This window comes from Guptibacillus hwajinpoensis, from assembly GCF_020171785.1.
In the GTDB taxonomy this organism is placed as follows: Bacteria; Bacillota; Bacilli; order Bacillales; family Guptibacillaceae; genus Guptibacillus; species Guptibacillus sedimenti.
Genome location: NZ_JAIVAE010000003.1, coordinates 394,148 through 408,846 on the forward strand (window position 1 = coordinate 394,148; position 14,699 = coordinate 408,846).

General features: G+C 39.5%; 17 protein-coding genes. 1 reads left to right on the top strand and 16 read right to left on the bottom strand.

The window, feature by feature from the left end; translation table 11 throughout:
• Positions 1-37: 37 nt before the first annotated feature.
• The 14 genes from LCL91_RS06005 to LCL91_RS06070 all read right to left on the bottom strand — a co-directional run bounded on the left by LCL91_RS06005 (position 38) and on the right by LCL91_RS06070 (position 12,911).
• Positions 38-1,825 (bottom strand): ATP-binding protein, encoded by a 1,788-nt coding sequence (locus tag LCL91_RS06005; RefSeq protein ID WP_224880857.1) that lies wholly within the window; start codon positions 1,823-1,825, stop codon positions 38-40.
• Positions 1,825-2,541 (bottom strand): response regulator transcription factor, encoded by a 717-nt coding sequence (locus tag LCL91_RS06010; protein ID WP_305077821.1) that lies wholly within the window; start codon positions 2,539-2,541, stop codon positions 1,825-1,827. Before LCL91_RS06010 ends, LCL91_RS06005 begins: the two co-directional genes overlap by 1 nt.
• Positions 2,542-2,747: 206 nt before the next feature.
• Positions 2,748-3,947 (bottom strand): c-type cytochrome biogenesis protein CcsB, encoded by a 1,200-nt coding sequence (gene ccsB, locus LCL91_RS06015; RefSeq protein WP_224880861.1) that lies wholly within the window; start codon positions 3,945-3,947, stop codon positions 2,748-2,750.
• Between the two features lie 32 nt (positions 3,948-3,979).
• Complete coding sequence (gene resB / locus LCL91_RS06020) at positions 3,980-5,605, bottom strand: cytochrome c biogenesis protein ResB (RefSeq protein WP_224880863.1); 1,626 nt, start codon at positions 5,603-5,605, stop codon at positions 3,980-3,982.
• A 12-nt stretch (positions 5,606-5,617) separates the two neighbouring features.
• The gene (gene resA / locus LCL91_RS06025) at positions 5,618-6,145 is read right to left on the bottom strand and encodes a thiol-disulfide oxidoreductase ResA (RefSeq protein WP_224880865.1); all 528 of its coding nucleotides are present in this window, start codon (positions 6,143-6,145) and stop codon (positions 5,618-5,620) included.
• Between the two features lie 64 nt (positions 6,146-6,209).
• Complete coding sequence (locus LCL91_RS06030; protein ID WP_098444022.1) at positions 6,210-6,947, bottom strand: pseudouridine synthase; 738 nt, start codon at positions 6,945-6,947, stop codon at positions 6,210-6,212.
• A 137-nt stretch (positions 6,948-7,084) separates the two neighbouring features.
• Positions 7,085-7,597 carry a spore maturation protein gene (locus LCL91_RS06035; RefSeq protein WP_224881226.1) on the bottom strand — a complete coding sequence of 171 codons (513 nt, stop codon included), beginning with the start codon at positions 7,595-7,597 and terminating at the stop codon, positions 7,085-7,087.
• Between the two features lie 2 nt (positions 7,598-7,599).
• Positions 7,600-8,193 carry a nucleoside recognition domain-containing protein gene (locus tag LCL91_RS06040; protein WP_160918945.1) on the bottom strand — a complete coding sequence of 198 codons (594 nt, stop codon included), beginning with the start codon at positions 8,191-8,193 and terminating at the stop codon, positions 7,600-7,602.
• Positions 8,186-9,346, bottom strand: a complete 1,161-nt coding sequence (locus LCL91_RS06045; protein ID WP_224880867.1) for a D-alanyl-D-alanine carboxypeptidase family protein — start codon at positions 9,344-9,346, stop codon at positions 8,186-8,188. The genes LCL91_RS06040 and LCL91_RS06045 overlap by 8 nt, the downstream gene beginning before the upstream one ends.
• A gap of 66 nt (positions 9,347-9,412) precedes the next feature.
• Positions 9,413-9,961, bottom strand: coding sequence for an isoprenylcysteine carboxyl methyltransferase family protein (locus LCL91_RS06050; protein ID WP_224880869.1), 549 nt, complete (start codon positions 9,959-9,961; stop codon positions 9,413-9,415).
• Positions 9,962-11,056, bottom strand: coding sequence for a type III polyketide synthase (locus tag LCL91_RS06055; RefSeq protein ID WP_224880871.1), 1,095 nt, complete (start codon positions 11,054-11,056; stop codon positions 9,962-9,964).
• A 125-nt stretch (positions 11,057-11,181) separates the two neighbouring features.
• Positions 11,182-11,559, bottom strand: coding sequence for a hypothetical protein (locus LCL91_RS06060; protein WP_224880873.1), 378 nt, complete (start codon positions 11,557-11,559; stop codon positions 11,182-11,184).
• Between the two features lie 30 nt (positions 11,560-11,589).
• The gene (scpB, locus tag LCL91_RS06065; protein WP_224880875.1) at positions 11,590-12,168 is read right to left on the bottom strand and encodes an SMC-Scp complex subunit ScpB; all 579 of its coding nucleotides are present in this window, start codon (positions 12,166-12,168) and stop codon (positions 11,590-11,592) included.
• Positions 12,165-12,911 carry a segregation/condensation protein A gene (locus tag LCL91_RS06070; protein WP_224881228.1) on the bottom strand — a complete coding sequence of 249 codons (747 nt, stop codon included), beginning with the start codon at positions 12,909-12,911 and terminating at the stop codon, positions 12,165-12,167. The genes scpB and LCL91_RS06070 overlap by 4 nt, the downstream gene beginning before the upstream one ends.
• Positions 12,912-13,072: 161 nt before the next feature.
• Here LCL91_RS06070 and LCL91_RS06075 point away from each other — a divergent pair, with 161 nt between their 5' ends.
• Positions 13,073-13,600, top strand: coding sequence for a DUF309 domain-containing protein (locus LCL91_RS06075; protein WP_224880877.1), 528 nt, complete (start codon positions 13,073-13,075; stop codon positions 13,598-13,600).
• A gap of 30 nt (positions 13,601-13,630) precedes the next feature.
• Here the strand turns inward: LCL91_RS06075 and LCL91_RS06080 are convergent, their stop codons facing one another.
• Entirely contained in the window at positions 13,631-13,993 is a 363-nt protein-coding gene (locus tag LCL91_RS06080) for a GNAT family N-acetyltransferase (RefSeq protein ID WP_098444030.1), read from the bottom strand.
• Positions 13,994-14,214: 221 nt separating this feature from the next.
• On the bottom strand, positions 14,215-14,685 hold the full coding sequence (gene ribH / locus LCL91_RS06085; RefSeq protein ID WP_159782895.1) for a 6,7-dimethyl-8-ribityllumazine synthase: 471 nt from the start codon (positions 14,683-14,685) through the stop codon (positions 14,215-14,217).
• Positions 14,686-14,699: the final 14 nt, after the last annotated feature.

A 14,699-nucleotide genomic window follows, 5' to 3' on the forward strand; every position in this document is an offset into this window, starting at 1 on the left:
TCAATTCGACAATATGTGAGCGGTGCCTGTCACTCAATCACTCAATCTTCTCTGGAATAAAGAAGGAGAATGTCGTGCCCTCTCCACTTTTGCTGTGGACGGAAATGTGACCCAGATGCGATTCTACAATGTTGCGAGCAATCGCAAGACCAAGACCTGTACCTGATCTTCCTCTTGTACGGGCTTTATCTGCTTTATAGAAGCGTTCAAATACGAACGGAAGATCATCCTCTGGAATCCCTGATCCTGTGTCTGTAACATCAAATTGCACACCTTTTTCAAGTGAAGTGATCAGTAAGCTCACTTCACCTCCACCAGGGGTATGTCTAACTGCATTATCCAATAAATTGGTTAATACTTGTTCGATTCTATCCGGGTCAATCATCAACATTCGATCTTGATTTGATACATGGAATTTTAAGTTCACTTCTCGATCTCGGGCAAGACCAGAAAACTTCCTTAAAATCCTCTGACCAAAGTCTTGCAAATGAATACTGCTGTAGTGTAATTCATTGTGACCAGCTTCCATTCTTGCAAGATCAAGCAGTTCGTTCACGAGCCTGCCCATTCTTAGAGACTCGTCATAAATAATTTGAGCTACTTCCTTCTTCTCTTCATCACTGCTCGCAATGTCATCCACAATCGCCTCACTATACCCTTGCAACATTGCAATTGGTGTTCGTAGCTCATGTGACACATTCGCAATAAAATCTTTTCTTAATTTATCAAGCCGACGTTCTTCTGTCATATCTCGGAATACGGCAACTGCACCACGAATAGTAGACTGATTATATAGTGGAGTCATGACAACGACCCAACTTCTTCCTTGCAACTCCACTTCAGTTAGCTGTTCCCGCTCAAGCATAACGACCAAACTGAACAATTCGTTAATATCTTCTGGCACTTCTTTTTCGGGATCTTCTTCCATCCCCTGTTCGTAGTACCACGCTTTTAGAAATCGCTCAGCAGGGGGGTTCGTACTTAATATCGCCCCAGTTTTATCAAACGTTATGACGCCATCAGCCATGCTGCTCAATATACTGGAAAGCTGTTCCTTTTCCTGATTTAAAGCGGTAACATAGTTATTTAATTGTCTGCCCATCCGATTAAAAGCGACAGAGAGTTCTCCGATTTCATCATGAGTAACCATCGGTACTTTTGTATCGAATTTCCCTTTCGCAACCTGTGTAGCAGCTTCTCTCATCTTCAATAATGGGGCAGTGATGCGAGTTGATAAGAAAAATGCAAAAATGGTGGTTAAAACTATGGCAATTCCAGCAGCTATGTAGATTAAATTTCGGGCTTGACTGGTTGTCTTCGCAATCACATCAAGCGATTGATATAGAAATACCGCGCTATCATTTTCGCCATCAACTTCCATAGGTACTCCAACGATTAGTAGCTCATTATGTGACTCTGGATTAAGATTTGTTTCAAAATCACCTTGTTTTACAACCGTCTCTCTCTCAGTAAAAACGCCATTAAGAATTGGATCATCTTTAAAAACTTCCAATGGTAATTGCGGTAAACCGTGTGAGTTTGGTGAATACCATAACTCTCCGCTTTCTTCTTTATCAATGATCATTACCCCTGTCGGGTAAAAGTCTGTGATTTCCCAGGCAGTTTCAAGCGCTTGATCTCGATCATCATATCGCTCGATAACAGAAGCCACTTTATTTGCTAGTCGCTCCATCTGTTCGGCTTCTTTTTCCACATGAAAATCCTCAAAAAACTGAAGTAATAAAATGGTTAAGATCGATAATACAAATGCAACTAACAGGATAATAGTAAGCCAAAGCTTACCTACAACACTTCTCCAAATCATTACTCTTTAACAGCCTCAAACTTATACCCTACACCCCAAACTGTTGAAATCATTGCAGCAGCTTTTGGAGAAACTTTATTCAACTTTTCTCTAAGTCGTTTCACATGAGTGTCAACAGTACGAAGATCACCAAAAAATTCGTAATTCCATACATCTTTCAACAGTTCTTCACGAGAGAATACTTTGTCAGGCGCTTTTGCAAGATAATACAAAAGCTCATACTCTTTGGGTGTTAAATTAATAATTTGTTCCTCAGCTAGGACACGATGTGCATCATGATCAATGGTTAAGTGCGGAAATACGATTACATTTTTTGTGGTTGTTTCTGTTTGTAGAAATTTTGTCGTTGATGACCTTCTAAGCAATGCCTTCACGCGGAGAACGACTTCCCTCGGACTAAATGGCTTCGTAATATAGTCATCTGCGCCAACTTCAAATCCTTGAACTCGATTGGCTTCTTCACCTTTTGCCGTCAACATAATAACAGGCGTCGCTTTTTGCTCACGCATTTGCTGACAGACTTCTATTCCGTCCATTCCCGGAAGCATCAGATCAAGCAAAATGAGATCAAATTCATCTTCGATGGCCATTTCAAGTGCTTGTTCTCCGTTTTCCGCTTCTTCAATTTCATAGTTTTCTCTTTCAAGATACATACGTAGCAACTTTCGAATACGCTCTTCATCATCTACAACTAAAATTCGTGCGTCTTTTTCCAAGAAGATTACCTCCCACATGAGCTCATGCGTTCTATTCTATCATGTATTTAGCTTTACAGACCAGTAAAGGAAGTCCATTTGCGATATATCATAGAATCTATGTATTCATAATAAGTCTTCCCTTTAGCATGTTCTACCTTTTGAACAAATAAACAAACTACCCTACCTTATAAGAAAACCTTCACTATGCGTGAAGGTTTTCTTTGTTATGCATAAGAATGAAGCCCAGAAATAACAAGGTTTACAACTACGAGGTTTAGCATGATGATGACAAAACCTACTACTGCTAGCCATGCTGACTTCTCACCTTGCCAGCCTCTTGAAAGACGTAGATGGAGATACGCCGCATAAAAGAGGAATGTTACAAGCGCCCACACCTCTTTAGGGTCCCACCCCCAGAACCTCGTCCAGGCAGCCTGAGCCCAGATCATCGCGAAGATTAGAGCTCCAAGCGTGAAAACCGGAAATCCAATCGCAACTGCTCGATATTGAATTTCATCTACTAGTTCTTCATTAACATTTTTGAGGGCAGGTTGAATTGCAGCACCAATTCGCTTACGTAAAACCAACCTAATTAGACCATATAGGACCAGGCCTCCTACTATTGACCAGATGAGCGTATTTAGCTTATGAGCAGCCTTCTCTCCTTTCATCCAGCTAGGAGCTTCAAAAAGAGGCCCAAATTCATTCCCACTAACATATTGCCCATCAGTTGGACCAGCTAGTGCTGGTAACGTATAGTCTACTGTAACCTGTTGTTCATTCTGATCAACAAATTGATAAGTAGATGAATAGCCTGCAGCTTCGAATCCAAGTGAAAGGATAACAAAGGCAATCGTACTTATTAAAGAATACATCACAAATTCAAGCCAAAAAGTAGACTTGCTTGCTTTCTTCTGATTTACAGTTTTAACAAGATAAACAAGGCCAGCAGCAAAACTAATGGCTAATATCCCTTCGCCGAGTGCAGCCGTCGTTACATGAATTTTAAGCCAGTTACTTTGTAGAGCTGGAATAAGCGGCTGAATGTCGGATGGAAACACACTTGCATAAGCGATAACAATAATGGCTACCGGCATTGCAAAAACCCCGATAACATTACTTCGATAGATCAGATATATAATCAAGAAAGCGAAGACCATCGCCATCCCGAAGAACGTTGTAAATTCAAATAAGTTACTAACAGGCGCATGCCCTGCTGCAATCCATCTTGTAATAAAATAGCTCAGTTGAAAAAGAAAACCAACCGTTGAAAGAATAAATCCCCACATTCCCCATTTTTTTGCATGAGATTCCTCATCTGACTTTCGCCATTTCCTCCCGAATAGAGAAATAGCAAAAACGATACTCGCTGCAAAGTAGATAAAGAAAGCGACATAAAGCAAGTTACTGCTTAATTGAGCCATCTTATCTTGCCTCCCTTCGTGGTGCTAACAATCTATTTCTTTTGTTCTGCCTGGTCTATCGGCATTTGAAGTCCAGTTTGAGTCGAGATACTTTCGAGTTCACGCTTTAAACCATACCAGTTTTTATTTGTATGAGAAGATAACCAGATGTCTTTATCTGTTCTTCGCACCCAAATTCGACGGTGATTCCAGTACATTCCTTGAATGACACCAATCATAAAGATTGCACCACCGATAGCAAGAATCCATAAAGTATTATCTTTTCTTACAACAAGGCCGGACACATTTTTTGTATCTACGTTTTGAAATGACATTTTGTAGTCATTTTCCCCAAGCGGTTCTAAGTTCTGCTTAATCGCCACAAAAGCAACTTCGCCATCTGGATGCTCAGGAGAAACCATATTCAAGATAAAAGCAGGATTATTGGGAATTTTCGATTTAGTCGTTGGTTCCCCTTTATCATTAAACTCGAAATCTGGAAAATAATCCATCACTTCTACGCGATACCCATTATCAAGATCATATGATTTATCAGGATTATATAGATTAATTGAAAGGTCTCCAACAGATTCACCAGTGTCTTTATTATCCATTGTAAATGACATCGTTTGTAGTTCATTCAACTTATAATCTACTTGATAAATCGCATAACCATCAAACTTAAGCGGTTTATTTACTTGAATAGGATGCTCCTTCACTTTCTCGAGTTCAGGATCGGTTCCCGCGACTCTTTCACCAACTTGCTTATATAAAACAGCGTCAGTTTGATAGTTTTTCGCAACCGCTGCTTGTCCTGATTCTTCAATCGCATTTTTGAATTTTTCATCGTTATTGTCATACGTTTCTAATATAAATCCGTCGCTTTGTAAATAATAAGCTTCTTCGGTACCTTTTATTTTTTCTGTTTCACCTTCTCTTAACCAGAGAACTTCATCAACATACATTCCTGGGAAAAAGCGAAGCATGCCACCGATCAGAAATAGTATAAGTCCAATATGATTCACATATGGTCCCCATCTTGAAAAACGATTTTTCTCGGCGAATAGGTGACCTTCTTCTTCTTTTACTTTATACCTTTTCTTTTCTAAAGCTTCTTTAATACCCTGCAAGTCTGGCGTATTTTCATTGACTTCTGTTACACCAAAGTATTTTTGACGTTTCATAAAGCTCTCATGACGAATAACACGCTGTTTTTTTAGAGAGCGATATAACGGAATAAAGCGGTCAAGACTGGCAACGATTAAAGATAGTCCAAGTGCTGCAATTAAGAGCATGTACCACCAGGAACCGTATAAATTATGAAAACCTAGGTCATAATAGAGTTGACCAAGTACGCCATATTGTTCTTTGTAGTAAACTGTCGGATCTGACAGCGGCGGTATGTACATTTCTTGAGGGAAAATTGTGCCTATTGCGGAAGCGACAAGTAGTAAAATAATGATCCAAATTCCTACCTTAACGGATGAAAAGAAATTCCAGATCTTATCAATAATCGTTGTTTTATACGTTTGTGACCTCCGTGCACTTCCTTCATATCTCATATTAAGTAGTTGCTTAGAATCTAAATCACCTTTAAGCGGTTTACCACATACTTCGCATATCTCAGTTCCATAAGGGTTCACATGTCCGCATTCACAGGTGATGTTTTTGTTGCTCATTGGAACACCCCATTACGGTTGAATTCGCTTCATATAACGATCAATAACTTCCTCTGAAAGACTAGCTTCCGTTTTTTGAATAACCTTTCCATCCTTATCAATTAAAAAGGTAACTGGAATTGGGCCTACTCCATAGTGATTTGTTACATCATTGCTTTTATCAAGCAATACTGAAAAACTAAGATTATACCGATCAGCAAAGCTTTCTGCTGTTAATTTAGGCTCTGAAACATTCACTGCTAATATTTCGACACCTTTTTCCTTGTATTCTTTATACTTCTTGTCCATAGCAGGCATTTCATCTTTACAAGGCTCACAATAGGTTGCCCAAAAATTCAGAAAGACCCCTTTTCCTCTGTAGTCCTCAAGCTCAACTTCATTTCCTTTTAAATCAGTTAATATAAAGTTAGGTGCTTGATCTCCGGCCTGTACGATTCCGCTTTCATTTGCAAAAAAGTTTGTATAGAACGTATAGCCGACTGCTATAAAGACGATAGCCAATATAACAGTCCGCACGATCAGCCGGTTTTTCTTCTTCATCGAACCAACTCCAATCAAACAAAGCAATACTACTCTCACTATAACGTGTCATTAAGTCGGAACCTTATCGTTTTTTTGAATTTTGTGTGACAGCTTGGTTTCTCAGCTGTTTTACTTCGTAAGGTTTTAGTTCACGATAATCTCCAGGATTCATTCCAGTTAGTTCCAAAAATCCGTAACGTTCTCTTTTTAACTTTTGAACAGGATAACCCAAAGTTTCGAACATACGACGCACTTGACGGTTTTTCCCTTCATGAATCGTTAATTCTACAATCGACTTTTCTTTTTGCTTATCGACTGATAATATTCTTGCGCGTGCTTTAGCGGTTTTGCCATCTTCTAGCTGTACGCCTCTCTCAAGCTTTTGAATGGTTTCTTTATTCATTAAGCCTTTCACTTTTGCCACATACACTTTGTCTACGTGATAGCTTGGGTGCATAAGCTTATTCGCAAAATCCCCATCATTTGTTAGGAGTAAAGCACCTGACGTGTCGTAATCAAGTCTTCCAACAGGAAAAATTCGTTCTTCGATTTCATGAAAATAATCGGTAACCGCTTTTCTTCCTTTATCATCATCTATTGTTGATATGACGCCTGTTGGTTTATAAAACAAAAAATAAACAGGTTCTTCGCGTTCTACCTGAATCCCGTTCACTTCGATTTTACAGCGTTCAGATACCTTTGTCCCGAGTTCAGTAACGACTTTGCCGTTTACTTTCACTCTACCTTCTTCAATCAATGTTTCTGCTTTTCGTCTGGAAGTTACACCAGCCTGAGCAATTACTTTCTGCAAACGTTCCATTAAATTCACCTCACTAAAACATCATACTCTTGTCACAGTCAAACCTCAAGCACAGATTCATTCTATCATTTATTATGCTCAAACAAGAATTTTCCAAACCTTCTGTTAGCATTAAAAAAAGCCATGCGAGATGGCTTTTACCCAAAGACGATCGTAACAAACAAAATCGCTGCTGCAATTCCGACAAGATCTGCTAGTAAGCCTACCTTCAGGGCGTTCCCCATGCGCTTAATTCCGATCGCTCCAAAATAGACCGTAATGACATAGAGGGTTGTATCAGTGCTACCCTGCATGGTAGAAGCTAATCTTCCTATGAACGAATCTGGCCCATAAGTGCTAATAATATCGGTTGTCATCGCAAGCGCACCTGTCCCAGATATTGGACGTACAAGGGCCAACGGCACTATTTCTGTTGGCACGCCAATTGCTTCTAAAGGAACTTTTAACAAACTACTTAGAAAAGCCATAGCTCCTGAAGCTCGAAACACTGAAATGGCAACCATCATGCCAACAAGATAAGGGACGATCGAGACCGCGATAGAAAGTCCTTCTTTCCCACCTTCTACAAACGTTTCATAGGTAGGTACTCTTTTCCAAGTTCCATACGCTAATATAAACCCAATCATCAGAGGGATAATCCAAATCGACATATTCACGTCGAACCCCCCCCTTTACTTCTCCTATAAAAAAAACGATCGATGAGAATCGCCCCGATTGTTGAGCACGCCGTTGCTGCAATGGTTGTACCTATTATTTCAGTTGGCGAAACAGAACCATACTTCATTCTAATCGCGATCACGGTTGTTGGAATTAGCGTTAAGCTAGAAGTGTTAAGAGCAAGTAACGTAACCATTGATCTTGTCGCATTGTCTTTCATGTCATTAAGCTTTTTAAGTTCTTCCATAGCTTTTATCCCCATCGGCGTCGCCGCATTACCGAGGCCAAACATGTTTGCCATCATATTGGAAAGAATATAGCCCATAGCTGGATGATCTGGTGGTACCTCAGGAAATAGTTTTCTAGCAATTGGTTTAAACCCTTTCCCTAATAGATCAAGTAAACCAGATTTCTGAGCAATTCTCATTAAACCAAGCCAAAAAATAAGAACACTTAACAACCCAATACAAACTGCTACGGCTTCTTCTGCACCTGTAAAAATTGCTTTATTCACGTCTTCCATCGTTCCATTTATAAGGGCATAAAGGATGCCAATCAGGAATAAGCCGGCCCATATGAGATTAACCATTGAGCTCACGACCTCTATCGAATGAAAAAAGCTCTTTTAAAAAGCCCCAGAATCCTTTGTTTTTTTCCTTATCTCCTTCGTACATAATCGGTGCTTTGATAATTGTTTCACCATTTAATTTCACATAATACATACCGACCGGCTCAGACGATCCAAGTTCATCCCATTTATTTTTATCCGGTGGCTCTACGAGTTGGATGGTTGATTCAACCTGATCCCTTTCATCTTCTGCTAACGGATATGAAAGATCTCTACTTAACGTAACGTTATCCTTGTATGGTTCTTTCTTCACGTTCTTTAGCTTACCTTTAGGCTCAAGAAGGGTTAGTTCATAGTTCGCATATCCCCAATTAAACATGGATATGTGATCATTCCAATCGTCTGGCGCATCTAACGTTACAGCAATAAGTGTCATATCATCTCGCTCTGCGGTTGAAACGAGCGTTCTTTTTGCTCGTTTTGTGTAACCCGTTTTTCCACCCGTGGAATCCGAATATAAACTTGTTAAAAGCTTATTCTTATTACGCCATACATAATCCCACTCTTCCATTTCATTGGGAGCCTTATGTACTTTTGTTCCTGAAATAATTCGATACGTCTCGTTATTCATGGCATACTGAGTTAGCAAGGCCATATCATAGGCTGTTGAGAGATGATTTTCATGATCGTCCAAACCATGTGGATTCATAAATACCGTCTTCGACATCCCGATCTCTTCTGCCTTTTGGTTCATTAACGTTACAAAACCTTCTAAACTGCCACCAACCTCCTCAGCTATCGCGACCGCGGCATCGTTTCCCGAGCGCAACATTAAACCGTACACTAAGTTTTCAAGCGTTATTTTTTCTCCTTCTTTTAAGTATAAAGAGGATCCTTCCGTCCCAGCAGCATTACGGCTCACTGTTACTTTCTCATTCATTTTGCCTGATTCAATCGCAAGAACTGCAGTCATAATTTTTGTAATGCTGGCTATTCTTCGTTGGGAGTACGCGTCTTTTTCATAAAGGACCCTTCCTGTTTCTTGTTCAATTAGTATCGCGCTTCTTGCTGAAACACCAATTCCATTCGCAAAAGCCTCTCCTGGAATCATTAGAAACAGCAGAGCTGCAATTAATATTAAGACGCCAATTTTTGTCTTCAACGAGTTCATCATGACATCCACGTCCCTTAGGCTCTATATTTGTACAAGTCTATGAGCATGAATCGTGGGATATGTCTATCAATCCTCGTTTACGTTTGAAAATACAACTCGATAATCTGTGACATCTTTTAAAGCCTTTTCTTCAATTGGAATGCGGACTTTCACTAACAAAATCCCGTTTAAAAGTGTAAACACAATCGCCGTAATATAAGAGGAAAAAATAAGTGGGAGTGAAATGATTTCGAGGGCAACAATCATATAATTTGGATGTTTTATATAACGGTACGGTCCTTTTTTGACAACGTTAGCATCTGGCAGAACAATAATTTTCGTGTTCCAAAACCGTCCCAGGCTTTTGATTGTCCAAAAACGAAGAAATTGTGCCAGAACAAATATCCCTAACATGATTGTCCAAATGACCGACAATGAAAAGCCACGTAATATAGTTTCAATACCGACAGCAAGAAGAAAACTGATATGCAGTATCACGATATATTTATAGTGGTTGTGACCTATTTCTTTCGCTCCTCGCTCCTTCATCCACCTCTCATTACGCTTCGCAAGCATTAATTCACCTAAACGCTGAATAACTAGAATACTAAAAATCCCCGCAAACAGAAGACTCATTTATGCCCCTCCTTTTCCCCATTTTAATAACAAGAGTTCTGAACAAAACCCGGGTCCAAGAGCTGCCATAAGTCCAATATCCTCTTCCTTACAACCATTTCGTAGAATTTGGTCCAATACGTATACAACCGTTACAGAACTCATATTGCCATAATTTCTTAATACTTCTCGCGAAACAGATGTCATGTCACGACTGAACCCAAGTGCTTCCTCGTAAGCTGTCAAAACTTTTGTCCCCCCAGGATGAGCAATAAAATAATTGATTTCTTCGGTAGTCTTTTTCTCTGAGCTAAGAAATTGTAAAACATTTGGTTCAAGCCAACTTGCAACAATTGATGGAATCGATTTCGAAAAAACAACATGCAAGCCTTCATTGCTTACTTCCCAGCCCATTACGTCTTCCGAATTCTTCATTAGGGTTGAGCGTGTCGCTACTACTTTTGGCAGACTGCTCATGTTGGACCGTTTCTTAATTGGTGACTTTTCTCCAATCATTAAAACGGAAGAGGTTCCGTCCGCAAACAATGCCGTACCTATAAGATTACTTTTGGAATAATCCCCGTGCTGAAAAGTTAAGCTACACAACTCTACATTTATAACAAGAACAGCCTGTTCAGGGTGAGCTAGACAGTATTCACTAGCTCTCGCTATGCCTGCAGCTCCTCCTGCACAACCAAGACCCCAAATCGGAATTCTTTTTGTATGAAGGGAAAATGGAAGAACATTCATAAGTCTTGCCTCTATACTTGGAGTTGAAATTCCTGTTGTTGAGACAAAAAAGATCGCATCTACCTCTTCACAGCTCACAGCTTCTTTTAGATAAACGGGATTCTGAAGACACTCCTCTACTGCCTTTTTTGCATATTCAACAGCAAGCGTAATATATTTTTCGTTTTTTTCTTCGAAGGTTGGTCCACTACTGTACCACTCTAGCGGCATCGCAAAATATCTTGTATCAATTTCTGCACTTTGAAAAACAGGAAGCAAGCGTTCAATATCTTTAAAATGGTGACCAAACTGTTTTTTTGCGAATGCGGCAGCTTCCGTTTGTTCGAGGCAATGAGGGGGTAAACATTTCCCGATTGATAGGATCATTGGCTTTTACTCCTTTTACCTTTTCAACTAGTTTCCGAAATCCTCCTGATTTTTATACAAAAAGTTCTAACGGAGCGGGATTTGTTCTCTTATATTGCTGCTTATTAAAACGGAAAAAAGATGTCTCAATCTAGAGACATCTTTTCACTATTTAACGTATTCTTAGATTTATTTTTCTTAATTTCAATTAAACTCGCGTAAAGTTGCGATAAATCCGACTTATCCAGCAGGCGAAAAAACTCTTCTTCAGTATTCATATAGAGCCGTTTTCTTCCTGGATAAAACGAAAGGAAACTTAGAGCAACAGCTTCCTGTAAGGGTAGATCATACCCCCATATCCCTTTAGCCTTTGCCGTTTCTCCAAAAATAGCGGGATACAAGACATGGAATCTTTTTTTAGTTCCATCCTGAACATAAGTAACGGTTGAGCGAACAAATGAATCCTCAGGAGAATTGGAACGCTCCTTCTTTAGGTGTTCATAGGTGACATCAACGACTTTCATCGATTATCCTCCTTCACCAATTACGTAAGTTTATTCTGGAATTTCCTGAAACTTCTCAAAAAACAGGTCTGCTTCTTCCTCTTCCTTATCTTCGCTACCATCTGGAAGTGGCGGGAGATCTTTAATTGAGCTTAATCCAAAATGAAAAAGAAACTCTCGAGTTGTTCCATAAAGAATCGCTCTGCCGGCTTTTTCAGCTCGTCCTGCTTCTTTAATGAGTAATTTACTCATCAAAGTTTGAAGGGGCTTATCCGTTTTCACGCCTCGAATCTCTTCAATTTCAACCCTCGTAATCGGTTGTTTATAAGCGATAATCGCAAGCGTTTCAAGAGCAGCTTGCGAAAGCGTATGGTTGCCAGGTGTTTCGACCAGCTTCTCAATGTAAGACGCGTTTTTAGCATTTGTCGTGAGCTGATACCCCCCACCAATGAAGCTAATTTTAAAACCACGATCTTTATCATCATACTCTTGTTGCAGGTCTTTTAGTGCATCTAGAAGGGTGTCCTCTTTCAATGAAGTAGTTTCACAAAGAGATTTGACAGTAATCCCTTCGTCACCTACTACAAATAGAAGACTTTCGATAATGCTCTTTATTTCTTCATTCGTCACACTGATGCCTTCCCTTCTCGTTCAAAAATCATGATTTCACCAAAGTTTTGATCTTGTTCACATGCTACATCTCTCGTTTTCATTAGTTCAAGAACAGCGAGAAACGTGACAATCATATGCCCGCGATCCTCTTCACTAAAGAGCTCACTAAAGCGTCTCTTAGCGCCTCCTTGCAACTGATGACGGATATCATTCATCCGAGCTTCAATTGGAATTTCTTCACTTTGAACTGTGGTCCGCTTTGGTTTTTTATCTTTTACTCGCCTCGTCATTTTTTGAAATGCTGCAAGCATATCGTATAAAGTAACATCCCCTATTGATGTTTGATCGTCTTCATGGGTGTATTCACTTATATCAGCAGGTGGTCGTGCATAGAGCAAACTTCGACTAGACTCTTTTTTCTTCAGATCATTTGCTGCTTCTTTAAATCTTCTGTATTCAACAAGACGTTGAACTAGTTCATCACGAGGATCATCCTCAAAGTCCGGGTCCTGTTCCAATATTTCTTCTTCTTTTTGCGGTAGAAGCATTTTGCTTTTAATCGCAAGTAACGTTGCTGCCATGACAAGATATTCACTCGCTATATCAAGTTCTAACTCTTGCATGGTGTGTACAAAGGTTAAATATTGATCCGTAATTTGCGAGACCGGTATGTCATAAATGTCAACTTCGTACTTATTTATAAGGTGCAGTAGTAAATCCAGCGGACCTTCAAATGCATCTACTTTTACATTATATTGCATCATTTTCCATCTTCCTTTATTCATGTCCATCGAGTATACCGATTATATCATATTTCAACTATACAACAGATGACGGTCTCTTTAAATGTGATCGATAAAGCGATGCACTTTCGATGCCTCGCGCTCATGTGCTACACTACAAAAGAAACGGAGGAATCAGTATGTATCCAGAAGCTTATATTGAATATCTGGCTCATTTCCACGGTCTTCGTGACTATTTTGAGTGTCATGAGATTCTTGAAGAACATTGGAAGGAAGATCCTCGAGAAAGTCGTAAGCTTCATTGGGTAGGCCTTATCCAAATTGCTGTTGGACTCTACCATCATCGCCGTGGTAACTTCACTGGTGCCAAAAGAATGATTACGAATGCGAAACGCATTGTATTAAAGGAAAGAGAAGAACTTAAGAATTTAGCTATCAATGTTGATGAGCTTTCTGAAAATCTCACTTTCGAACTTCAACGAATCAACGAAGCTTTACCATATGACAGCTTTGAAATTCCGCTTACAAGTAATGCTCTTATCACCATGTGTCAAAATAGATGTCTTGAACTCGGTTGTATTTATGGTAGCAAAAGTGATCTTGCTAACATTGAACTGATTGATCGTCACACAAGAAGAGATCGATCAGAAATTATCCAAGAAAGAAAGCAACAACAACAATTAAAACAGCAGAAAAGGAACGGCTAAGCCGTTCCTTTTCTGCTTATAATCAATCGTTTACTTCATGTTCTCTTCTAGGTGACACCGTTCAAAAAAAGTGCCTGTATATTCATTTCCTTTAATACATATTTCATCGCTGAGCATCTCACGGAGTGCTTCGACCATCTGTTTACCAATTCCTTGATGACGATGAGAAGGATTTACGCTAATGTCTTTTAATTCGACTTCATTCTCGCTAACCCATTCAATTCCAAGCAATCCAATAATATCTTCTTCTTTCCAAAGAAAAAGCTGCAGCGAATCCATTTCTTCATAGTCTTTAATTGATTGTTGCAGTTTTTTAATATCTTTTTCATTTGGCATAAAACTCAATAATCCCATGGCTATTTTCTCATGAGCTTTTTTGTAACGAATTAGCATGATTATCCCTCATTAAAGTAATTCTTGGCTCTCCGTTTTGTAACATATTCGAACTTAGATGGGAATGTTCTTCTCATCTAACGAAAGAGCGCAGTGAGCATGATCAATTCCATCACGCACAAACGAATCCACTATTATTCTTGATGACTTCTGGGTATTCCACAAATTTTTCTACCCTTCTCCGCATACCATACTCATCATAGCCAAAAATGAACAGATAATCAACCTTCAAATGATTTTGATAAATTCGCCATCTCAATTGCGGCAGTTGCTGCATCCCATCCTTTATTTCCAGCTTTTGTACCAGCCCGTTCAACGGCTTGTTCAATTGTATTTGTTGTTAATACACCAAAAATAACTGGAACGCCAGTCTGCATTGTTAAATTGGCTACGCCTTTAGACACTTCTCCACATACATAATCAAAATGAGGCGTTGCTCCACGAATAACGGTACCTAACGTAATAATTGCGTCATATTTTCCGGTATCCACCATTTTTTTTGCGGCAAAAGGAATCTCAAACGCCCCGGGCACCCATGCGACATCAATGTTATCTTCTGAGAGGCCATGGCGTTTTAACGCGTCTTCAGCACCTCCAAGTAGTTTACTTGTTATAAATTCATTAAATCTTCCTACTACTATACCCACTTTTAATCCTGATCCAACCAAATTTCCTTCAAATGTTTGTCCCATCTTAAATAACCTCC